This window comes from Leisingera sp. ANG49, from assembly GCF_059694505.1.
This window is the reverse complement of record NZ_JCATZN010000003.1, coordinates 21,671-41,549: the sequence shown is the minus strand read 5'-3', so window position 1 is coordinate 41,549 and position 19,879 is coordinate 21,671. Positions and strand designations below refer to the sequence as shown.

At 63.2% G+C, this 19,879-nt stretch carries 24 protein-coding genes; 20 read left to right on the top strand and 4 right to left on the bottom strand.

Annotated features, from left to right (window positions below; genetic code table 11):
- Positions 1-104 precede the first annotated feature (104 nt).
- A complete protein-coding gene (locus tag AC58NV_RS10505) occupies positions 105-860 on the top strand; it encodes a sulfite exporter TauE/SafE family protein (RefSeq protein WP_497227085.1) in 756 nt (251 codons plus the stop codon).
- Between the two features lie 78 nt (positions 861-938).
- Here AC58NV_RS10505 and AC58NV_RS10500 read toward each other — a convergent pair whose 3' ends face one another.
- On the bottom strand, positions 939-1,253 hold the full coding sequence (locus AC58NV_RS10500; protein WP_174146117.1) for a hypothetical protein: 315 nt from the start codon (positions 1,251-1,253) through the stop codon (positions 939-941).
- A gap of 350 nt (positions 1,254-1,603) precedes the next feature.
- Here AC58NV_RS10500 and AC58NV_RS10495 point away from each other — a divergent pair, with 350 nt between their 5' ends.
- From AC58NV_RS10495 to AC58NV_RS10425, 15 genes are all read left to right on the top strand, one after another.
- Entirely contained in the window at positions 1,604-2,458 is an 855-nt protein-coding gene (locus tag AC58NV_RS10495) for an HpcH/HpaI aldolase/citrate lyase family protein (protein ID WP_497227084.1), read from the top strand.
- 34 nt (positions 2,459-2,492) lie between these two features.
- Positions 2,493-3,041: an NnrU family protein gene (locus tag AC58NV_RS10490; RefSeq protein ID WP_497227083.1), complete on the top strand. Its 549-nt coding sequence runs from the start codon at positions 2,493-2,495 to the stop codon at positions 3,039-3,041.
- A 22-nt stretch (positions 3,042-3,063) separates the two neighbouring features.
- A complete protein-coding gene (locus AC58NV_RS10485) occupies positions 3,064-3,267 on the top strand; it encodes a DUF1737 domain-containing protein (protein WP_019297062.1) in 204 nt (67 codons plus the stop codon).
- Entirely contained in the window at positions 3,267-4,298 is a 1,032-nt protein-coding gene (locus tag AC58NV_RS10480; RefSeq protein WP_497227082.1) for a MaoC family dehydratase, read from the top strand. Before AC58NV_RS10485 ends, AC58NV_RS10480 begins: the two co-directional genes overlap by 1 nt.
- 135 nt (positions 4,299-4,433) lie before the next feature.
- Complete coding sequence (locus tag AC58NV_RS10475; protein WP_497227081.1) at positions 4,434-5,135, top strand: DUF1194 domain-containing protein; 702 nt, start codon at positions 4,434-4,436, stop codon at positions 5,133-5,135.
- Positions 5,136-5,329: 194 nt separating this feature from the next.
- The gene (gene sdhC, locus AC58NV_RS10470; protein ID WP_174146112.1) at positions 5,330-5,713 is read left to right on the top strand and encodes a succinate dehydrogenase, cytochrome b556 subunit; all 384 of its coding nucleotides are present in this window, start codon (positions 5,330-5,332) and stop codon (positions 5,711-5,713) included.
- Positions 5,714-5,729: 16 nt separating this feature from the next.
- Complete coding sequence (gene sdhD, locus AC58NV_RS10465) at positions 5,730-6,101, top strand: succinate dehydrogenase, hydrophobic membrane anchor protein (protein WP_497227080.1); 372 nt, start codon at positions 5,730-5,732, stop codon at positions 6,099-6,101.
- A 19-nt stretch (positions 6,102-6,120) separates the two neighbouring features.
- Complete coding sequence (gene sdhA / locus AC58NV_RS10460; protein ID WP_497227079.1) at positions 6,121-7,926, top strand: succinate dehydrogenase flavoprotein subunit; 1,806 nt, start codon at positions 6,121-6,123, stop codon at positions 7,924-7,926.
- An 11-nt stretch (positions 7,927-7,937) separates the two neighbouring features.
- Positions 7,938-8,717 carry a succinate dehydrogenase iron-sulfur subunit gene (locus AC58NV_RS10455; protein ID WP_366661394.1) on the top strand — a complete coding sequence of 260 codons (780 nt, stop codon included), beginning with the start codon at positions 7,938-7,940 and terminating at the stop codon, positions 8,715-8,717.
- Positions 8,718-8,808: 91 nt separating this feature from the next.
- Complete coding sequence (locus AC58NV_RS10450; protein ID WP_497227078.1) at positions 8,809-9,069, top strand: hypothetical protein; 261 nt, start codon at positions 8,809-8,811, stop codon at positions 9,067-9,069.
- Between the two features lie 165 nt (positions 9,070-9,234).
- Entirely contained in the window at positions 9,235-9,477 is a 243-nt protein-coding gene (locus AC58NV_RS10445) for a hypothetical protein (protein ID WP_497227077.1), read from the top strand.
- A gap of 45 nt (positions 9,478-9,522) precedes the next feature.
- Positions 9,523-10,233 carry a ZIP family metal transporter gene (locus tag AC58NV_RS10440; RefSeq protein WP_497227076.1) on the top strand — a complete coding sequence of 237 codons (711 nt, stop codon included), beginning with the start codon at positions 9,523-9,525 and terminating at the stop codon, positions 10,231-10,233.
- Positions 10,234-10,362: 129 nt separating this feature from the next.
- Entirely contained in the window at positions 10,363-10,524 is a 162-nt protein-coding gene (locus AC58NV_RS10435) for a hypothetical protein (protein WP_497227075.1), read from the top strand.
- A gap of 367 nt (positions 10,525-10,891) precedes the next feature.
- Positions 10,892-11,749: an urea carboxylase-associated family protein gene (locus AC58NV_RS10430; RefSeq protein ID WP_497227074.1), complete on the top strand. Its 858-nt coding sequence runs from the start codon at positions 10,892-10,894 to the stop codon at positions 11,747-11,749.
- Positions 11,718-11,912, top strand: a complete 195-nt coding sequence (locus AC58NV_RS10425; RefSeq protein ID WP_497227073.1) for a hypothetical protein — start codon at positions 11,718-11,720, stop codon at positions 11,910-11,912. Before AC58NV_RS10430 ends, AC58NV_RS10425 begins: the two co-directional genes overlap by 32 nt.
- Here the strand turns inward: AC58NV_RS10425 and deoD are convergent.
- From deoD to AC58NV_RS10410, 3 genes are all read right to left on the bottom strand, one after another.
- Positions 11,905-12,609, bottom strand: coding sequence for a purine-nucleoside phosphorylase (gene deoD / locus AC58NV_RS10420; RefSeq protein WP_497227072.1), 705 nt, complete (start codon positions 12,607-12,609; stop codon positions 11,905-11,907). The genes AC58NV_RS10425 and deoD overlap by 8 nt on opposite strands.
- 18 nt (positions 12,610-12,627) lie before the next feature.
- Complete coding sequence (locus AC58NV_RS10415) at positions 12,628-12,945, bottom strand: H-NS histone family protein (protein WP_366661400.1); 318 nt, start codon at positions 12,943-12,945, stop codon at positions 12,628-12,630.
- Between the two features lie 119 nt (positions 12,946-13,064).
- Positions 13,065-15,032: a methylmalonyl-CoA mutase family protein gene (locus AC58NV_RS10410; protein WP_497227071.1), complete on the bottom strand. Its 1,968-nt coding sequence runs from the start codon at positions 15,030-15,032 to the stop codon at positions 13,065-13,067.
- Positions 15,033-15,201: 169 nt separating this feature from the next.
- On the opposite strand from AC58NV_RS10410, the gene AC58NV_RS10405 reads away from it, so the two are divergent.
- The 4 genes from AC58NV_RS10405 to AC58NV_RS10390 all read left to right on the top strand — a co-directional run bounded on the left by AC58NV_RS10405 (position 15,202) and on the right by AC58NV_RS10390 (position 19,834).
- Positions 15,202-16,632, top strand: coding sequence for a 1-acyl-sn-glycerol-3-phosphate acyltransferase (locus tag AC58NV_RS10405; protein WP_497227647.1), 1,431 nt, complete (start codon positions 15,202-15,204; stop codon positions 16,630-16,632).
- A gap of 113 nt (positions 16,633-16,745) precedes the next feature.
- Positions 16,746-18,026, top strand: a complete 1,281-nt coding sequence (gene ccrA, locus AC58NV_RS10400; protein WP_366661403.1) for a crotonyl-CoA carboxylase/reductase — start codon at positions 16,746-16,748, stop codon at positions 18,024-18,026.
- Positions 18,027-18,379: 353 nt separating this feature from the next.
- The gene (locus AC58NV_RS10395) at positions 18,380-19,099 is read left to right on the top strand and encodes a helix-turn-helix transcriptional regulator (protein ID WP_497227070.1); all 720 of its coding nucleotides are present in this window, start codon (positions 18,380-18,382) and stop codon (positions 19,097-19,099) included.
- A gap of 93 nt (positions 19,100-19,192) precedes the next feature.
- Positions 19,193-19,834 carry an acyl-homoserine-lactone synthase gene (locus AC58NV_RS10390; RefSeq protein WP_497227069.1) on the top strand — a complete coding sequence of 214 codons (642 nt, stop codon included), beginning with the start codon at positions 19,193-19,195 and terminating at the stop codon, positions 19,832-19,834.
- Positions 19,835-19,879: the final 45 nt, after the last annotated feature.

Sequence of the window (19,879 nt, the reverse complement as noted above, 5' to 3'; positions counted from 1 at the left end):
GCCGTGCAAGGGTTCTGCGCTGCGGCATTCGGTGCTGTATGCTTGTGTATACCGTGCTGATACCGCTAAACCGTCTGTAATCTGGGCATTTCGGAGGACAGGTGATGGCAGCATTTGATGCGATGTTTTTCGTTTTTGCCATTCCCGCGGTCGTTTTTGCGGGCGTGTCCAAGGCCGGTTTCGGTTCCGGCGCCGCCTTTGCCTCGGCTTCGATTCTGGCGCTGGTGCTGGAGCCGGGCACCGCGCTGGCGCTGATGCTGCCCCTGCTGATGCTGATCGACGCAGCCACGCTGAAACCCTATTGGGGGCGCTGGAATCTGCGTGCTGCGCTGCTGCTGATCGGCGGCGGGCTGCCCGGTGTTGCGCTAGGGGCGTGGTTGTATGCGGCGGTGGATGCCGATGTTATGCGGGTGCTGATCGGCGTGGTTTCCGTCGGCTTTGTGCTGTGGCAGCTGCGGGCGCGGCTGGGGCTGCGGCTGGCCGCGGAGGCACCGCTGTCCACCGGGGCGGGGGCGCTGGCCGGGCTGGCGGTGGGGTTCACCAGTTTTGTCAGCCACGCAGGCGGGCCGCCGGCGGCGGTTTATCTCCTCAGCCTCAAGTTGCGGAAGACCGAATATCAGGCCAGCACTGTGCTGATCTTCTGGGCCATCAACATTGCCAAGGCGGTGCCTTATGCCGGGCTGGGGATGTTCACCCGCGAGACCCTGACGCTGGATCTGATGCTGGCGCCCTTTGCGCTGCTGGGAGCCTGGCTGGGGGTGAAGCTGCACCACTCGATCCCGGAGCGCTGGTTCTTTGCGCTCACCTATGTGCTGCTGACGGTGACCGGCGCCAAGCTGATCTGGGACGGGCTGACCTGAGTTCTGTGCCCAGGCGCAGCCCGCTGCGGCATCCCCGGCCGCGGAACATGCAGCCTGGAAACCTGCCTCAATGCCTGTTCAGGCGTCGCTGTCGGTGTTCGGCAGGGCCTCTGCCAGAACCTCGTAGGACTGGCCGGAGGCCACCAGGCAGGTCATGCCGTTGGGGGTGGTGACGGTGATGGTCCAACTGCCGGTGTCGGCAGAGGCAAAGGTCTCCATCACCATGCCCTGCTGACCCATGCCGATGCTCTGGCGGCTTTCGCCGTATTTCTCGGCCAGCCGTTTCACCACCGCGTCGCGCGGGGCGCAGTTGCGGCTTTGCGCGGCGGCGGGAGCGGCGGCCATGGCAGATGCGGCCAGGGCCAGCGTGAGTGCAAGATAGGTCTTTTTCATCTCGTTTTACCCTTTCCGGAACGGCCGGACAGGGCGGGGTGCCGGATGGCGGCCCCCGGTGCCCCTGTTCGGGCCGGTGTGTGACGCGGTACGATTTTGCAGGCCCCATGCCTGCGGGCAGCAGGTGCGGCCTGGTGGGGCGGCGGGGTCCTGTGCCTTGGTGCCCTTCAGTGTGCCGGTCAGGTGCTGATAAGTGGTTAACCAGGCGTGCGCTGCAAATTCACACTTGTTATCAAGTGCTTGCTGCAAATGCGTGAAAGCTTACGCTGCGCTGCGGCGGAATTGTACTTGAAAGTATACAATCGAATCTGTACCGCTTTACGCAACAAAATAACTTTTGGAGAGGCTCTATGGACCCGCGTGCGCGCCCTTACCGTTCGGTTTTGTATATCCCCGGCTCCAACGCGCGTGCGCTGGAGAAGGCCAAAACCCTGCCGGTGGACGCGGTGATCTTCGATCTGGAAGACGCGGTCTCGGCCGATGAAAAAACCAATACCCGCGAGACCTTGGCCCAGGCGCTGAAGGCCGGCGGCTATGGCACGCGGATGAAGATCGTGCGGATCAACGGGCTGGACACGCCCTGGGGCCGCGGCGATGCGGCGGCGGCGGCGCGGATGGACTGCGACGCGATTCTGCTGCCCAAGGTGAACGCGCCGGAGGATCTGGACGCGCTGGCGGAAATCACCGGCGATATTCCGCTGTGGGCGATGATGGAGACCCCGCGCGGCATGCTGAACGCCGCGGCAATTGCCGCGCATCCCAAGCTGCAGGGCATGGTGATGGGCACCAATGACTTGGCCAAGGAATTGCAGACCCGCTACCGGCCCGACCGGATGCCGATGATGGCAGGTCTGGGCCTGTGCCTGCTGGCCGCCAAGGCCGAGGGGCTGGTGATCGTCGATGGCGTCTATAACGCCTTCAAGGATGTCGAGGGGCTGGCCGCGGAATGCGCGCAAGGCCGCGACATGGGCTTTGACGGCAAGACCCTGATCCACCCGGCGCAGGTGGAGACCGCCAATGCCGCCTTTGCCCCGACCGAGCGCGAGATCGACACCTCGCGCCGCCAGATTGCCGCATTTGATGAGGCCAAGGCCGCAGGGCAGGGTGTTGCCGTGGTCGACGGCAAGATAGTCGAGAACCTGCACGTCGTGACGGCGCGTGAGATCCTGGCAAAAGCGGATGCAATCTCTGCGCTTTCCGCATAGGTGTTAATCAGCTTAACATCTAAGAGGGGCTGAAATGGCACTGTTGATCCTGGGACTTCTGCTGTGGTGGGGCGGCCACCTGTTCAAACGGCTGGCGCCGGATATGCGCGCCTCCATGGGCAATGGCGGGCGCGGCGTTGTGGCGCTGGTGCTGGCGGCGGGTGTGGTGCTGATGGTGCTGGGCTACCGCGGCATGGAGTTCATCCACCTCTGGGCGCCGCCGTCCTTCATGGTGCATATCAACAACCTGATGGTGCTGATCGCCATCTGGATGATGAGCCCGGCGCCCAAGAAAGGCGCGCTGCTGAACGGCATGCGTCATCCGATGCTGGCGGGATTCAAGCTCTGGGCCGTGGCGCATCTGCTGGTCAATGGCGACCTGGCCTCGATCATCCTGTTCGGCGGGCTGCTGGCCTGGGCGGTGGCTGAGGTGATCGTGATCAACCGCTCCGAACCGGAGTGGCAGCCGGGCCCCAAGGGCACCATCGCCAAGGACGCGATGTTCTTTGCCGCTTCGATTGTTCTGATGGGGGTGATCGGCTACGTCCACGGGATGATCGGGCCGTCGCCCTTTCCGGGATAGGCCCTGAGCAGGATAGGAAGCCATGAAACTGTACAGATTTTTGTCCGAGGACGACACCTCCGCCTTCTGCCACAAGGTGACCGATGCGCTGAACAAGGGCTGGGAGCTGCACGGCAGCCCGACCCAGGCCTTTGATCCCGTCAAGGGGATCATGCGCTGCGGCCAGGCAGTGGTGAAAGAGGTGGACGGAACCTACACCCCTGAGACCAAACTGGGAGAACACTGATGGCCAAGACCAATCCGGGCCGGTTTTTCGAAGACTACACCGTCGGTGAGGTGATCCGCCACGCGGTGCCCCGCACGGTGTCGGGCGGCGAGCGGGCGCTGTACCATGCGCTCTACCCGGCGCGCCATGCGCTCTATTCTTCGGATGAGTTTGCCCGGGCCTCTGGTCTGCCTTCGGCGCCGCTGGATGATCTGGCGGCCTTCCACGTGGTGTTCGGCAAGACGGTGCCGGACATCTCCCTCAACGCGCTGGCGAACCTCGGCTATGCCGAGGGCCGCTGGCTGCTGCCGGTCTATCCCGGCGACACGCTGCGCTCGGAGTCCGAGGTGATCGGGCTCAAGCAGAACTCCAACGGCAAATCCGGCGTGGTCTATGTGCGCACCCGCGGGCTGAACCAGCGCGACGAATGCGTGATGGAATACGTGCGCTGGGTGATGGTGCGCAAACGCGACCTGGATGCGCAGGCGCCGGAGACGGTGATCCCGGAGCTGAACAAGGTGATCCCGGCAGACCAGCTGGTGATCCCGGCGGGGCTGGATTTCAGCAATTACGATTTCACCCTGGCCGGCGAGCCGCACCGCTGGGGCGACTACGAGGTGGGCGAGACCATCGACCATGTGGATGGCGTCACCATCGAGGAAGCCGAGCACATGATGGCGACCCGCCTGTGGCAGAACACCGCCAAGGTGCATTTCGACAATACCGCGCGGCCTGACGGGACCCGGCTGATTTATGGCGGCCATGTGATCTCGATGGCGCGCACGCTGTCGTTCAACGGCCTCGCCAATGCGCAGATGATCGTCGGCCTGAATGGCGGGGCGCATGCCAACCCCTGCCTGTCCGGGCTGACCGTGCGGGCCTGGTCGGAGGTGCTGGACAAGGCCGATACCGCGGCGCCCGGCGTTGGCGCGATCCGGCTGCGGCTGGTGGCGACTAAGGGCGGCGCGCCGTTTGAGCTGAAGGGCGAGGACGGCAAGTATCTGCCCGATGTGCTGCTGGACCTGGATTACTGGGCCTTGATGCCGAAATAACCGGGCAGGGGGCGCTGCCCCCTCGCGCTTTGGACGCTCATCCCCGGAGTATTTTCGGCGAGAAACAAGCGGCGGATTTTCCGGGCTGGCAGAATTGTGATGACCTTTCCCGCGATTGCCGCTTAAGCTGGCGGCATGCGGGTTTTGCAGCTTCTGGTTTTCTCCACGCTCTCCCTCTGGCCGGTGAAAGCAGCGGCCTGCGATCTGGCATTGGTGCTGGCGGTGGATGTCTCCGGCTCTGTCGATGCCGATGAATACCGCATTCAGATGGACGGACTGGCAGCGGGGCTGCGCGACGGGGTGGTGTCAGAGGCGCTGGTCAAGGCGCGCGCCCAGGTGCTGCTGATGCAGTGGTCCGGGGAGTCGCGCCAGGAGGTGTCGCTGCCCTGGGTGGAAGTTCGGACGTTCGCTGATGTCGAGGCCCTGGCGCAGCGGATCGAGCAGGCGCCGCGGCCTTGGCGCAACTATTCAACCGCCGTGGGGGAAGCGCTGTTTCTGGCCTTGGAGCAGTTTCCGGCGGTTGCGCATTGCAAGCGCCGGGTGATTGATGTCTCCGGCGACGGGTTCTCCAACGAGGGGGTCGAGCCGCGGGCGGCGCATGCGGCCCTGGCGGCGGCCGATGTGACGGTGAATGCCATCGCCATCGAGCAGAGCGAGCCGGATCTGACAGCCTATTTCTTCGAGAATGTAATCCGCGGCGAGGGGGCCTTTGTGGTCTCTGCCGCGAGCTTTGCCGACTACCCGTCGCGCATCCGCAAGAAGCTGGTGCGGGAGGTGGCACGGCAGACCGCGGCGCTGCCTGCGGGGACGGGGAGGGCGATTGTATCTTTGCAGTGATTTGCAGATGGGGCCCTGATTCTGCAAAAAATTTTCAATCGGCAGATTTGTGATCACTAATTATTTGCTGTGATCACAAGCCGTGGCGTTTTAGCGCCAACAGGCCAGAAACCTGCCGTTTTTAACCGTTCATTCGGGTGACACGCCGTAAAAATCGGCTAAAACGTCGTCAGCCAACCTGAAAAGGAGCCAACATGGCCGATGTCAATCGGGGCAACCGCCCGCTTTCGCCGCATTTGCAGGTCTACCGCCCGCAGCTGACCTCCGTGACGTCGATCCTGACGCGGATCACCGGCAACGCGCTGATCGTTTCCGCGCTGCTGATCGCCTGGTGGTTCCTGGCCGCCGCAACTTCGCCCGAGTATTTCGCCACCGCCAACGGCCTGCTGACCAGCTGGTTCGGCGATCTGGTGATGACCCTGTCGGTGCTGGGCCTGTGGTACCACACGCTGGCCGGCATCCGGCACCTGATCTGGGACAACGGCTATATGCTGGATCTGGAGCAGGCCGAGAAGCTGGGCTGGATTGTCGTGATCGGCTCGGCGGTTCTGACCGTACTCACCATTATCATCGTCTAAGCTGGGGACACACGCGATGCGATATCTGACTGACCGCAAACGCGCCGTTGGCATGGGCGCTGCGAAATCCGGAACCAGCCATCACTGGTCGATGCAGGTGAGCTCGATTGCCCTGCTGATCCTGGTGCCGCTGTTTGTTTTCACCTTTGGTTCGGCGCTAGGCGGCTCCTATGAGGAGATCACCGCCTATTACTCCCGCCCGTTCCCGGCACTCGTGGCGGCGCTGACCATCTGGGTCGGCATGATGCACTTCAAATCCGGCGCCCAGATCATGATCGAGGACTATGTCCACGGCTTCAAAGGCCGCCTGACGATCATCCTGGTCAACTGCCTGTCTTATGCCGTCGCCGCGACCAGCGCCTATGCGCTGATCCGCCTGGCCCTGTAACTCCCCGAGGTCTTTTTCAATGGCTGCTTACGAATACGAAACACATGAATATGACGTGGTCGTGGTTGGCGCCGGCGGGGCCGGCCTCCGCGCGACGCTGGGCATGGCCGAACAGGGCCTGCGCACGGCCTGTGTGACCAAAGTGTTCCCGACCCGCTCCCACACCGTGGCGGCGCAGGGCGGCATTGCCGCCTCTCTGGGCAACATGGGCCCGGACAGCTGGCAGTGGCATATGTATGACACTGTCAAGGGCTCTGACTGGCTTGGCGACACCGACGCGATGGAATACCTGGCCCGCGAGGCGCCCAAGGCGGTTTACGAGCTGGAGCACTACGGCGTGCCTTTCTCGCGCACCGAGGAAGGCAAGATCTACCAGCGTCCGTTCGGCGGCCACACCACCGAATTCGGTGAAGGCCCCGCGGTGCAGCGCACTTGTGCGGCGGCTGACCGGACCGGCCACGCGATCCTGCACACGCTGTATGGTCAGAGCCTCAAGAACAACGCCGAGTTCTACATCGAGTATTTCGCCATCGACCTGATCATGTCCGAGGACGGGCAGTGCCAGGGCGTTGTCTGCTGGAAGCTCGATGACGGCACCATGCATGTCTTCAACGCCAAGATGGTGGTGCTGGCGACCGGCGGTTACGGCCGTGCCTATTTCTCCGCCACCTCGGCGCATACCTGCACCGGCGATGGCGGCGGCATGGTGGCGCGTGCGGGCCTGGCGCTGCAGGACATGGAATTCGTGCAGTTCCACCCGACCGGCATCTACGGCTCCGGCTGCCTGATCACCGAGGGCGCGCGCGGCGAGGGCGGCTATCTGACCAACTCCGAAGGCGAGCGCTTCATGGAGCGTTATGCTCCGCAGTACAAGGATCTGGCGCCGCGCGACTATGTCTCCCGGTCGATGACCATGGAAATCCGCGAAGGCCGCGGCGTGGGCGCCGAGGGTGACCATATCCACCTGAACCTCAGCCACCTGCCGGCCGAGGCGCTGGCGGAACGGCTTCCGGGTATTTCCGAGAGCGCCAAGATCTTTGCCGGCGTCGACGTGACCAAGGAGCCGATCCCGGTTCTGCCCACCGTGCATTACAACATGGGCGGCATCCCGACCAACTACTGGGGCGAGGTGCTGAACCCGACCGCCGACGATCCGACCGCCGTGGTGCCCGGCCTGATGGCCGTGGGCGAGGCGGGCTGCGCCTCGGTGCACGGTGCCAACCGGCTTGGCTCCAACTCTCTGATCGACCTGGTGGTCTTTGGCCGCGCCTCTGCCATCCGCGCGGGCAAGGTCGTGGACGCCGATGCGGCGAACCCGGTGCTGAACCAGGCCTCCGTCGACAAGGCCTTCGACCGCTTCGACACTCTGCGCAACGCCAAGGGCGGCATCCCGACCGCGGACCTGCGGCTGGAAATGCAGCGCACCATGCAGGCGGACGCGGCAGTGTTCCGCACCGACAAGACCTTGAAGGAAGGCGTCGACAAGATGACCGCGATTGCGGCCAAGCTCGATGACCTGCAGGTGACCGACCGCTCGCTGGTCTGGAACTCCGACCTGATGGAGACGCTGGAGCTTACCAACCTGATGCCGAACGCGCTGGCCACCATCGTTGGCGCCGAAGCGCGCAAGGAAAGCCGCGGTGCCCACGCACACGAGGATTATGCCACCCGCGACGACGAGAACTGGCGCGTCCACACCGTCTCCCGCGTGGAGGGCAACAAGGTTGATTTGTCCTACCGCCCGGTGATCACCGACCCGCTGTCGACCGAAGCCGAAGGCGGCATTAGCCTTGCCAAGATCGCGCCCAAAGCGCGGACGTTCTAAGGAGACAGACCATGGTTCAATTCAGCCTCCCGAAGAACTCCAAGATCACCACCGGCAAGACCTGGCCCAAGCCGGAGGGCGCCAGCAATGTGCGCAAGTTCAAGATCTACCGCTGGAACCCGGATGACGGCCAGAACCCGCGGGTCGATACCTATTTCGTCGACATGGACAGCTGCGGCCCAATGGTCCTGGACGCGCTGATCAAGATCAAGAATGAGATCGACCCGACCCTGACATTCCGTCGCTCCTGCCGCGAGGGGATCTGCGGCTCCTGCGCGATGAACATCGACGGCATCAACACGCTGGCCTGCATCTACGGCATGGATGAGATCAAGGGCGATGTGGCGATCTATCCGCTGCCGCATATGCCGGTGGTCAAGGACCTGATCCCGGATCTGACGCATTTCTACGCCCAGCATGCTTCGATCATGCCGTGGCTGGAGACCAAGACCAACCGCCCGGCGAAAGAGTGGAAGCAGTCCATCGAGGACCGCAAGAAGCTCGATGGCCTCTATGAATGCGTGATGTGCGCGTCCTGCTCGACCTCTTGCCCGTCCTACTGGTGGAACGGCGACCGCTACCTGGGGCCGGCAGCGCTGCTGCATGCCTACCGCTGGATCATTGACAGCCGGGACGAGGCCACGGGCGAGCGTCTGGACCAGCTGGAGGATCCGTTCAAGCTCTACCGCTGCCACACCATCATGAACTGCGCCAAAACCTGCCCCAAGGGCCTGAACCCGGCCAAGGCGATCGCGCATATCAAGAAGATGATGGTCGAGCGCGCGGTCTGACCCGAACACCGGATGAAGGAGCTCACCCCGTAGCCGCAGGGCTTGCGGGGTGCGTTGTTTTAACTGAAGAAAATTTTTTAGGAGAAGAGTTGTGACTTTTAAGGTTATTGCCATGGATTTGGTCACAAGCGCTTTGACGGCCTGCGTGTCCTCCGGCGAGAACAACAGTGCTAATTCTGAATGGAAAGCGCTGAACAGCAAGCGGCCGCAATGTGCAAAAGCTGCGGGTATCACCGGACCTTATTCAGTTGCCACTGAGTACTACGGGGGATCGGTCGTGCAGGTGTTCGAGCCGGGACCGGGCGTAAGCGAAGCGCAGGCGGCGAAAGCGAATGCTTGCATGAAGGCCTGATAGCCGTTTGGGCAGCAACCCCAAGGCTAAGCGCTGGAGTGTCGGCGAAGCTATGCTTTCTCTGCAGCAGCGGAATTGAAAACCCCCGGCTTTCCTGCGAAACCGGGGGTAAGTTTTGTCAGTTGACGGATTTCGGGCATGAGACTTCTTGGATGTTCTGGTGGCATGCTGGTCCTTCTGGCGGGCTGCATGACGGCAACGGATCACGACCGGATCGGCGGCCAGCTGGCGGCGACGGATGCCAGGATCCCAGGCTGCATCGAAGCCGCGGGCATCACCGGAGAGGCCCGGATCAGCACCGAATTCCTGGGCCATGGGGCCGGGGCGACGGTGCTGCGCAACGTGCAGCCGGGGCCAAATGTGACTGAGGTGCAGGCGGCGCAGGCGACCTCCTGCATCAACACCTGATCCAAACAGGTTGAGCGGCGGCAGATGCCGCCCTAAGGTGCTGGAATGCAACCGCATTTCTACGCCGTTCTGCTTGCCGGCTTTGCTGGGCTTTCGATGCCGCTGGGCGGGCTGCTGGCCTGGTGCGAGCACATTAGCAATCCGGTGCTGCGCGACCGGGTTTTGCACACCATTGCGGCCTTTGGCGGCGGTGCGCTGGCCTCGGCAGTGGCGCTGGTGCTGGTGCCGGAAGCGGCCGATGCGCTGCCGCCCGTCTGGGCGGTTGGCCTGTTTGCCGTTGGCGGCTTGGTGTTCTATCTGACCGATGCCGTTCTTCAGCGTCACGGGGGCAGCGGCGCCTTGCTGCTGGCGATGCTGCTGGATTACCTGCCGGAGGCAATGGCGCTGGGGGCGATGCTGGTGGCGGATGCCGCCACCGCCAAGCTGCTGGCGCTGATGATCTTCCTGCAGAACCTGCCCGAGGGCTTTGCCGCCTTCCGCGAGGTCTGGAGCGGCGACAGCCCGGCCTGGCACGTGCTGCTGCTGTTTCTGGGGCTGGCCGCATTGGGACCTGCCTGCGCGCTGGCCGGGCTGGTCTGGCTGGCGGATGCCCATACGGTGCTGGGGGCAATCATGATCTTTGCCGCGGGCGGCATCCTTTACCTGCTGTTTCAGGACATCGCCCCAAAGGCGCACAGCAACCGCAGCAGCGCTCCTGCGCTGGGCGCGGTCGCGGGATTTGCGCTGGGGCTGGCCGGGCATTTGCTGATCGGCTGAGAAAGACAGGGCGGGCCGGCTTGCGATAATTGCATGGCAAAGCTGCAAAAACATCCGGTGCGCCGGGCGGCGCCAGCGGATACCCTGCCACCCAAGGGAGGATGGTGCCGCAAGTAAGGAGACCGCCCGATGAAACCCGTTGAAAGCCTGGAAGAACAGCAATCCAAAGCCGCCCGCGCTGCATTGGAAGCGCTGGAGCAGGCCTATGCCTACTACACCTCCGAAACACTTGTGCAGAGCGGGCAGGCGCCGGAGCAGGACCAGTTGTTCGAATACTACCAGGCTGCGTGAAGCGGGCCGCCGCGGTCCTCGCGCGGGATTTGCATTTGAAGGGCCGCGCCGTCAGGGCTAGACAGGCCGCATGATACTTGTTGTTGCCCTTGCGGTTGGCGTCCTTTGCTACTTCCTGTGGCGCCATCGTGCGATGGATCTCTCCCGCAATTGCCGCTGGCGGCAGGTCAAGTCCGAAGGGCACTGGCGTTGCATCTCTTGCGGTGCCGTGGAACCCGGGGAAGCCGCCCCCCGCATTTGCCGTAATCCGCAGCGCAGCACCTGACAGGGCACGGTTGCAGCTGCAATGGTGCCTGCAGCGCGAAGGGCTTGCGCCGCGGCGGGGATGAGGTCTTGATGGGGCAAACGAACAGGAAGGTTTGCCCCCATGTCCAGCATTCCCGCTGCCCCCGCCGACGCTGCGGCCCGCCGCGCCGTCAAACCGGTGATCTGCTACCCGAACGACACCTTGCCGGTGCCGGACCTGGCGCTGTACAACCAGGCGCGGGAGAGCGCGGTGAAAACCGGCGAGGTGCGGGTGCCGCCCCGCGATGCCGCCTGTTTCGAGGTGCCCGCCGGGCATTTCTTCCGCATAACCTCAATCGAGGGGCCGCAGGTGGGCGATCTCAACCTGTGGAACAAGACCGATCTCAGCGAGCGGTTCTATTCCGGCAAGACCCGCGCCCTGCATGGCACCCACATCACCACCGGCGAGCGGATGTGGACCAGCTTTCCGCATCTGCGCCCGATGGCGACCGTCGTGGCGGACACGCTGGGCTGGTACGGTATCGACGAATTCGGCGGCTCGGTGCATGACGTGATCGGCACCCGCTGCGACCCTTATACCGGAAACCTGCTGGCGGGCAGCCAGTACCACCACTGCTGCCACTCCAACCTGACCCGGGCGCTGGCAGATCATCTGGGCGTGTCCCCGGCAGAGGCAGAGCCGCATGTGCACGATGTCCTGAACGTCTTCATGTGCACCGGCTTCACCCGCGGCACCGGCCAGTATTTCATGAAGGCAAGTCCGGTGCGTCCCGGCGATTACCTGGAGTTTTTTGCCGAGATTGACCTCTTGGGCAGTCTCAGCGCTTGCCCGGGCGGTGATTGCTCGGCGGAGCATTCCAGCGATACGGCCGCGTGTTACCCGCTGCTGGTTGAGGTCTTTGCCCCGGCAGAAGGGGCGCTGGGTGATTGGAAAAGCCCGCCGCCCAATGGCTATGACCGCAGCCATGGCCGCGGCTGAACCACGCGAATTTCGCATTAAACCGGAATGTGCTGCCAAATTTCTGCCGCTCGGAAAACAGCCGAGTTGCCGCCAGGCGCTTCGCAATCAGGAAATATTAAAGGGCAGCGGAGAAACCGCTGCCCTTTTCATTGCCAAAATAAAATTCCGCAACGTCAGTTGAATGCTGCCTCCAGCGCAATTTCAACCATATCGCCAAAACTGCGTTCGCGCTGGTCCGAGGGCAAGGCCTCGCCGGTGCCCAGATGGTCGGACACGGTCAGCACCGCCAGCGCCCGGCAGCCGTGGCGGGCGGCCAGCGTGTAGAGTTCCGCCGCTTCCATCTCAACACCCAGGATGCCGTGGCGCACCATCTGCTCATTCAGGTCGGGGCGTTCGTCATAGAACACGTCCGAGGAGTAGATGCCGCCGATATGGGTTGCTGAGCCGCGTTTGGCAGCCGCCTGGGCGGCCGCCTGCAGCAGGCCCCAGTCGGCGCAGGGGGCAAAATTCAGCTCGCGGAAAATACCGCTGGAGGGGCTGTTTACGGTGCTTGCGGTCATGGCCAGGATCACGTCGCGGACCTTGACCTTGTCCTGCATGCCGCCGCATGAGCCGATGCGGATCAGGGTTTTTGCGCCGTAATCGCGGATCAGCTCATTGGCGTAGATCGACAGCGAGGGCATGCCCATGCCGCTGCCCTGGATGGTGACCCGGTGGCCGTTCCAGGTGCCGGTATAGCCCAGCATCCCGCGCACTTCGTTGACCAGCCGGGCGTCTTTCAGAAAGGTTTCAGCCGCCCATTTCGCGCGGTACGGGTCGCCGGGCATCAGCACGGTTTCGGCAATGTCGCCCGGTGCGGCGCCGATATGAATGGTCATGGCTTGCTCCGCTAGGCGTCAGATTTCCAGGTCGGAGATATCCATGCCGGCGGTCAGCGCGGCATGCACCCAATGCGGCTTGCGGCCGCGGCCGGTCCAGGTTTCCTCGGGGTTGTTCGGGTTGCGGTATTTCGGGGCAGCTTTGGTCTTCTTGGCGCCCTGGCGCGATGCGCTGGCGATTTCATCCAGCGAAAAACCGTATTTTGCGGCAGCTTCTTCGGCGGCTTTCAGGGCTTCCTGACGCTCGCGCAGTTCTGCTTCCTGCAATGCCTTTTCAACATCGTTTTGCAGCTGCAGAAGCTCTTTTCTGCTCATAGCTGAAAGATCGAAGGTCATTCTGAACTCCATATAAAAATGACATACCGGAAAAGCCGGTATGTCATTCCTTATGGCCCAATTGCCAGACGCATTTCAGCATCTTTTTTGGCGATTTGCAGGAAACTGCCTATTAATTATCAATTCGCTGCAATTTCAGGTGGCTTTGCCAGGTCGACAATGTCGCTCATGATTGAATTGAGCTCGAAATCCTTGGGCGTGTAGACGCGGGCCACGCCCATGGATTTCAGCTTTTGCGCGTCCTCGTCCGGGATGATGCCGCCGACCACCACCGGAATATGGTCCAGACCGGCGTCGCGCATGCGCTGCATCATCTCCTCGACCAGCGGCAGGTGGCTGCCCGACAGGATCGACAGGCCAACCACATGGGCGTCGTCCTTCTGCGCCGCTTCCACCAGTTCGGCCGGGGTCATGCGGATGCCGTCGTAGGTGATGTCCATGCCGCAGTCGCGGGCCCGGAAGGCGATCTGCTCGGCGCCGTTGGAATGGCCGTCCAGGCCCGGCTTGCCGACCACGAATTTGATCCGGCGGCCCAGCACGTCGCTGACCGCGTTGACCGCATCGCGCAGGTCGTCCAGCCCTTCGGTCTTGTTCGACACCGAGGCCGACACGCCGGTCGGGCCGCGGTAGGTGCCGTGCACCTTGCGCATTTCCTCGGCCCATTCGCCGGTGGTGACGCCCGCCTTGGCGGCGGCAATCGACGGCTCCATGATATTGGCGCCGCTTTGCGCCGCGGTGCGCAGGGCAGCCAGTGCTGACTGCACCGCGTCATTGTCACGCTCGCCGCGCCAGGCATTCAAGCGGCTGATCTGTTCCTGCTCCACCGCCGGGTCGACCACCATGATGCCGCCGTCTTCGGTCTGCAGCGGCGAGGGCTCGCCCTCGGTCCACTTATTGACGCCGACCACCACGGTCTCGTTCTTTTCGATCCGGTTCAGGCGCTCGGCGTTGGAATCGACCAGGCGGCCCTTCATGTATTCTATGGAGGCGACGGCGCCGCCCATCGATTCCAGGTTGGCCAGCTCGGCGCGGGCGCCTTGCTTCAGCTCCTCCACCTTGGCGTCGACTGCCGGGTTGCCGTCGAACAGGTCGCCGTATTCCAACAGGTCGGTCTCATAGGCCAGGATCTGCTGCATCCGCATCGACCACTGCTGGTCCCAGGGGCGGGGCAGGCCAAGCGCCTCGTTCCAGGCGGGCAGCTGCACGGCGCGGGCGCGGGCTTTCTTGGACAATGTCACCGCCAGCATCTCGATCAGGATGCGGTAGACGTTGTTCTCCGGCTGCTGCTCTGTCAGGCCCAGCGAGTTCACCTGCACGCCATAGCGGAAGCGGCGGAATTTGGGGTCGGCGACGCCATAGCGTTGCTCGCAGATCTCATCCCACAGGTCGACAAAGGCGCGCATCTTGCACATCTCGGTGACAAAGCGGATGCCCGCGTTCACGAAGAAGGAGATGCGGCCGACCATGGCCGGGAAATCCTCCGGGGCGATGCGCGGCTTCAGCTCATCCAGCACCGCTTGCGCGGTGGCCAGCGCAAAGGCCAGCTCCTGCTCCGGCGTCGCGCCGGCCTCCTGCAGGTGGTAGGAGCAGACGTTCATCGGGTTCCACTTGGGCACGTTGGTGTAGCAGTACTCTGCAACATCCGCGATCATCTTGAGGCTGGGCTTGGGCGGGCAAACATAGGTGCCGCGCGAGAGGTATTCCTTGATCAGGTCGTTCTGCACCGTGCCCTGCAGCTTCGACACATCAGCGCCTTGTTCCTCGGCCACCGCGATATACAGCGACAGCAGCCAGGGTGCGGTCGCATTGATGGTCATCGAGGTGTTCATCTGCTCCAGCGGGATCTCGTCGAACAGAGTGCGCATGTCGCCCAGGTGGCAGACCGGCACGCCGACCTTGCCCACTTCGCCGCGGGCCAGCACGTGGTCGCTGTCGTAGCCGGTTTGGGTCGGCAGGTCGAAGGCGACGGACAGGCCGGTCTGCCCCTTCGCCAGGTTGGCGCGGTAAAGCGCGTTGGATGCCGATGCCGTGGAATGGCCGGCATAGGTGCGGATCAGCCAGGGGCGGTCTTTTTGCATCTGCGGCATGTCGGGCCTCGCGAGTCAGTGTGTCGGTAATTTTATTTCGTCACGCTGATGTAAACTGCAATTTTCAACCCATGTCAATTCGCTGCGTTGCGGCAATTCCGCTGCCGGGGCGGGAACCCCGGGTGGCTTGGCGCTTGTAAAGGCGGAGGCCATGGGCAACTGTTCAACTATGACGCAAACCGTGGAACTGCCGCTGTGGCTATTCGTGCTGATCGTGGGCTTTGCCGCGGTGACCTTTGCGTCGCATTTCCTGTTCCCATCGGTGCGCTGGTTTTTCCGGCGGCGGCTGGAGCGCGCGGTGGCGCGGCTGAATCAGCGGCTGGAACGCCCGATCGAGCCGTTCAAGCTGACTCGCCGCTATGACATGATCCAGCGGCTGATCCACGATCCGCAGGTGACCCAGGCTGCAGCGGACCACGCGGCGGCGGAGGGCATCCCGGAAAACGTGGCGTTTGAGCAGGTGCGCCGATATGCACGCGAGATCGTGCCCGGGTTTTCCGCCTTTGCCTATTTCAGCCTGGCGATCCGGGCAGCGCGGTTTCTGTCCAACGCGGTCTACCGGGTGCGGCTGGGGCACCAGGACGAGCAGGCGCTGCAGGCCATCGACCCCAAGTCCACTGTCGTTTTCGTGATGAATCACCGCTCCAACATGGATTACGTGCTGGTGACCTATCTGGCGGCGGAACGCTCGGCGCTGTCTTACGCGGTGGGGGAGTGGGCGCGGGTCTGGCCGCTCAGCCGCCTGATCCGGGCGATGGGCGCCTATTTCATCCGCCGCCGCTCGCGCAATGATCTCTACCGCAAGGTGCTGGCGGCCTATGTGCGGCTGGCCACCCGCGGCGGCTCCACCCAGGCGATGTTCCCCGAGGGCGGGCTGAGCCTCGATGGCGCGCTGGCCGCGCCCAAGCTGGGGCTGCTGAAATACATCGTCGAGGGATACGATCCGGACCAGCGTGATGTGGTGTTTGTGCCGGTGGCGCTGAATTACGACCGGGTGCTGGAGGATAAGATCCTGACCTCTGCGGCCAAGGCGGGCGACCGCCGCTTCCGCGCCCGGATCGGGCTGGTGGCGCTGCGGCTGCTGCGGCAGCTGTGGCTGTGGCTGACCGGCCGCCACCGCCGGGCCGGCTATGCCGCAGTGAATTTCGGCCGCCCGCTCAGCCTGGCCGGGTTCGGGGCAGGGCGCGAAGGCGATATCACCAAACCGCTGGCACGGGAGCTGATGCAGCGGATCAGCGCCATTGTTCCGGTGCTGCCGGTGCCTCTGATCGCGGCCATCCTGCTGCGGCACGGCCCGCTCAGCCGCGCTGCCATCGAACACCGGCTGGAAGATCTGGTCGCGGCAATGCCGCTGGCGCAGGTGCATATCCCGCGGGAAAACCTGCCTTATGCGGCCGGGACGGGACTGCATCAGCTGCTGCGGCGCGGCCTGGTCACCGAGAACGGCGGGCAGGTTGTGCCGGTCGAGGACCGCCAGGATTTGCTGGCGTTTTATGCCAATTCGATCCGCCACCTGCTGCCCGGAGGCAGCGAACTGCCCGGCGGAAGCCGTGGTTTTTCTGCACCTGCTAAGGGCAATGCTGCATCCGCTGGGTCATAAAATTACCCAAATGCCGCAAAAGTGGTTGCAATATTACTCTTCCAATCCTATCCCTCAGGTAATCGCCGCGATTCTGCACCGCGGCAAAGGACAGGATACACAAGGAGGCCATCATGGCATTGGATACCCAGACTGACGTCATGTCGTACGAGGCGCCCGAGAAAGATCTCTATGAAATGGGCGAAATGCCCCCGATGGGCTATGTGCCCAAGAAGATGTATGCATGGGCGATCCGCAAGGAGCGCCATGGCAACCCCGACACCGCAATGGTGCAGGAGGTTGTCGACGTGCCGCAGCTGGACAGTCACGAGGTGCTGGTTCTGGTGATGGCGGCCGGCGTCAACTACAACGGCGTCTGGGCTTCCCTGGGCAAGCCGATCTCGCCTTTCGACGGCCACAAGGCGCCGTATCACATTGCCGGGTCCGATGCTTCGGGCATCGTCTGGGCGGTGGGCGCCAAGGTCACGCGCTGGAAAGTCGGTGACGAGGTGGTGATCCACTGCAACCAGGACGACGGCGACGACGAGGAATGCAACGGCGGCGACCCGATGTACTCCCCTAGCCAGCGGATCTGGGGCTATGAAACCCCGGACGGTTCGTTTGCCCAGTTCACCAACGTGCAGGCCCAGCAGCTGATGCCGCGGCCCAAGCACCTGACCTGGGAAGAAAGCGCCTGCTACACGCTGACGCTGGCGACCGCCTACCGGATGCTGTTCGGCCATGAGCCGCACGACCTGAAGCCGGGCCAGAACGTGCTGGTCTGGGGCGCCTCCGGCGGCCTCGGCTCCTATGCGATCCAGCTGATCAACACCGCCGGCGCCAACGCCATCGGCGTGATCTCGGACGAGAGCAAGCGCGATTTCGTCATGGGCCTGGGCGCCAAGGGCGTTCTGAACCGCAAGGACTTCAACTGCTGGGGCCAGCTGCCCACGGTGAACACTCCGGAATATGCCGAATGGTTCAAGGAAGCCCGCAAGTTCGGTAAGGCGATCTGGGACATCACCGGCAAGGGCGTGAACGTCGACATGGTGTTCGAGCACCCGGGCGAAAGCACCTTCCCGGTCTCCACCTTCGTGGTGAAGAAGGGCGGCATGGTCGTGATCTGCGCCGGCACCACCGGCTATAACCTTACCTTCGACGTGCGCTACATGTGGATGCACCAGAAGCGCCTGCAGGGCTCGCACTTTGCCCACCTCAAGCAGGCCGCGGCGGCCAACAAGCTGATGGTTGAGCGCCGCCTGGACCCCTGCATGTCCGAAGTGTTCACCTGGAACGACCTGCCCGAAGCGCACATGAAGATGCTGCGCAACGAGCACCTGCCGGGCAACATGTCGGTGCTGGTGCAGGCGCCGAAGACCGGCCTGCGCACCCTTCAGGATGTGCTTGACGCCTGAGACTGAGGGGTACGCCAAGCCCTGGCAAAAATCCTTCCCGCGAATCGCGCCGGCGGTTCGCGGGAAATTTCATTTATAATGTTATCTTTTCAGATGCTTACCTGTAGCTGCCTCGCCGTTTCGGGGAGGATTGCGCCCAATCATGCAAGTGGGATAAACCTTGGGTGGCATGCGGCTGCCGCCGGACACCTATAAACGGCGTCCTTCGGCAAAATTTGACTATTAAGTCAGAAGTGCCATTGACCAGGCTAACTGAGCCGCTGCAAACAAAGCCGAAGTTAACTGCCATGCCCCGAGCATCGGGTATTGCAGCAATCACATCCAAATCAGCGAATTACGGCGGCAAACGAACAATGGCAGGCAAAGCAGAACTGGACCGTATCTTGGAGGCGCTGGACGCCACCGGTACCCTGGATGGTCTTCAGCAGATCATCGAGCAGGTCTGCGCTGTGTTTGGTGTCGACCATGCGATGTACCATTGGGTCGACAGCGCCGGCGACCACTACTATTTCGGCACCTATCCGCAGGCTTGGGTCGAAAGGTACCAGGAAAAGGCCTATGTCCGCGTCGATCCGGTTGTGGCTGGCTGCTACCAGCGCTTTCACCCGGTTGACTGGAAACGTCTGGACTGGTCGCCGAAACCGGCCCGCGAATTTCTGAAGGACGCGCTGGAGCACGGGGTTGGAAACCAGGGCTATTCGATCCCGGTCCGCGGGCCGAACGGGCAGTTTGCCGTGTTCACGGTCAGCCATAACTGCGACGATGAAACCTGGGAAAAGCTGACCGAGCGCTACAGCCGCGACATGATCCTGATGGCGCATTACTTCAACCGCAAGGCGCTGGAGTTCGAGCCCGACCGCAGCCCGGAACAGGCCCAGGCTCTGTCGCCGCGCGAGGTGGACGCGCTGACCCTGCTGGCGATCGGCTACAGCCGCGCGCAGGTGGCAAAAACCCTGTCGATCTCGGAGCACACGCTGCGCGTCTACATCGAAAGCGCCCGCTTCAAGCTGGGGGCGATCAATACCACCCATGCAATTGCCCGGGCGATGTCGCTCGGTTTGATTGTGATTTAACGTGCGGGTGTGAAAGCTACCGTGAATACACTCTGAAATTGTGGTTAATGGCCGTACCCTGTCCCTACTGTTCAACCAGAAGGGGACTAAATCATGCTTCGTTATATCTATGGTCGCGATCTGCACACTCACGCTGATCTGGCGCAGTCGATGTTCCGGGACCGGGCGGACCAGTTCAGGGACCGGCTGGGTTGGGAGGTGCAGGTCGACCGCAACGGCGAGGAACGCGATCAGTACGACGCGCTGGACCCGCTGTATGTGATCTGGGAAATGCCCGACGGCAGCCACGGCGGTTCCATGCGGTTTCTGCCGACCACCGGACCGGTGATGGTCAATGACGTGTTCCTGGATCTTGCGGGTGGTGTGCCGGTCTGCAGCCCGCTGATCTGGGAATGCACCCGCTTCTGCCTGTCGCGGGAAGCCGGCGGCAATGTGGCCGGGGCGCTGACCCTTGGCGGAGTTGAGATCATGCGCAATTTCTCGGTTGCGCATTTCGCCGGCGTTTTCGACCGCCGCATGGTGCGGATCTACCGCAGCCTGGGTTTCAGCCCGGAGGTGATCGGCACCCGGGGAGAAGGACGGGACCGCATCTGCCTGGGGCTGTGGGAATACGCGCCGGAGGTCTATCAGAACGTGGCCGGCAAGGCAGGCATCTCGCCGGAACTGTCGCGCCTGTGGTTCGATCTTTCCTTTGGCAGCGCAGAGGTGCTGGAGCCGATGGCGCTTACGGCCTGAGATAACTGTTGGCCGGAGCCGGTTCCGCTGGCGGACCCGGCTCCG

What these genes read in the sequence shown, in the direction of transcription:
- AC58NV_RS10505 (WP_497227085.1), top strand. Translation starts at nt 105, where the DNA reads ATGGCAGCATTTGATGCGATGTTTTTCGTTTTTGCCATTCCCGCGGTC.
- AC58NV_RS10500 (WP_174146117.1), bottom strand. Translation starts at nt 1,253, where the DNA reads ATGAAAAAGACCTATCTTGCACTCACGCTGGCCCTGGCCGCATCTGCC.
- AC58NV_RS10495 (WP_497227084.1), top strand. Translation starts at nt 1,604, where the DNA reads ATGGACCCGCGTGCGCGCCCTTACCGTTCGGTTTTGTATATCCCCGGC.
- AC58NV_RS10490 (WP_497227083.1), top strand. Translation starts at nt 2,493, where the DNA reads ATGGCACTGTTGATCCTGGGACTTCTGCTGTGGTGGGGCGGCCACCTG.
- AC58NV_RS10485 (WP_019297062.1), top strand. Translation starts at nt 3,064, where the DNA reads ATGAAACTGTACAGATTTTTGTCCGAGGACGACACCTCCGCCTTCTGC.
- AC58NV_RS10480 (WP_497227082.1), top strand. Translation starts at nt 3,267, where the DNA reads ATGGCCAAGACCAATCCGGGCCGGTTTTTCGAAGACTACACCGTCGGT.
- AC58NV_RS10475 (WP_497227081.1), top strand. Translation starts at nt 4,434, where the DNA reads ATGCGGGTTTTGCAGCTTCTGGTTTTCTCCACGCTCTCCCTCTGGCCG.
- sdhC (WP_174146112.1), top strand. Translation starts at nt 5,330, where the DNA reads ATGGCCGATGTCAATCGGGGCAACCGCCCGCTTTCGCCGCATTTGCAG.
- sdhD (WP_497227080.1), top strand. Translation starts at nt 5,730, where the DNA reads ATGCGATATCTGACTGACCGCAAACGCGCCGTTGGCATGGGCGCTGCG.
- sdhA (WP_497227079.1), top strand. Translation starts at nt 6,121, where the DNA reads ATGGCTGCTTACGAATACGAAACACATGAATATGACGTGGTCGTGGTT.
- AC58NV_RS10455 (WP_366661394.1), top strand. Translation starts at nt 7,938, where the DNA reads ATGGTTCAATTCAGCCTCCCGAAGAACTCCAAGATCACCACCGGCAAG.
- AC58NV_RS10445 (WP_497227077.1), top strand. Translation starts at nt 9,235, where the DNA reads ATGCTGGTCCTTCTGGCGGGCTGCATGACGGCAACGGATCACGACCGG.
- AC58NV_RS10440 (WP_497227076.1), top strand. Translation starts at nt 9,523, where the DNA reads ATGCAACCGCATTTCTACGCCGTTCTGCTTGCCGGCTTTGCTGGGCTT.
- AC58NV_RS10435 (WP_497227075.1), top strand. Translation starts at nt 10,363, where the DNA reads ATGAAACCCGTTGAAAGCCTGGAAGAACAGCAATCCAAAGCCGCCCGC.
- AC58NV_RS10430 (WP_497227074.1), top strand. Translation starts at nt 10,892, where the DNA reads ATGTCCAGCATTCCCGCTGCCCCCGCCGACGCTGCGGCCCGCCGCGCC.
- AC58NV_RS10425 (WP_497227073.1), top strand. Translation starts at nt 11,718, where the DNA reads ATGGCTATGACCGCAGCCATGGCCGCGGCTGAACCACGCGAATTTCGC.
- deoD (WP_497227072.1), bottom strand. Translation starts at nt 12,609, where the DNA reads ATGACCATTCATATCGGCGCCGCACCGGGCGACATTGCCGAAACCGTG.
- AC58NV_RS10415 (WP_366661400.1), bottom strand. Translation starts at nt 12,945, where the DNA reads ATGACCTTCGATCTTTCAGCTATGAGCAGAAAAGAGCTTCTGCAGCTG.
- AC58NV_RS10410 (WP_497227071.1), bottom strand. Translation starts at nt 15,032, where the DNA reads ATGCCGCAGATGCAAAAAGACCGCCCCTGGCTGATCCGCACCTATGCC.
- AC58NV_RS10405 (WP_497227647.1), top strand. Translation starts at nt 15,202, where the DNA reads ATGACGCAAACCGTGGAACTGCCGCTGTGGCTATTCGTGCTGATCGTG.
- ccrA (WP_366661403.1), top strand. Translation starts at nt 16,746, where the DNA reads ATGGCATTGGATACCCAGACTGACGTCATGTCGTACGAGGCGCCCGAG.
- AC58NV_RS10395 (WP_497227070.1), top strand. Translation starts at nt 18,380, where the DNA reads ATGGCAGGCAAAGCAGAACTGGACCGTATCTTGGAGGCGCTGGACGCC.
- AC58NV_RS10390 (WP_497227069.1), top strand. Translation starts at nt 19,193, where the DNA reads ATGCTTCGTTATATCTATGGTCGCGATCTGCACACTCACGCTGATCTG.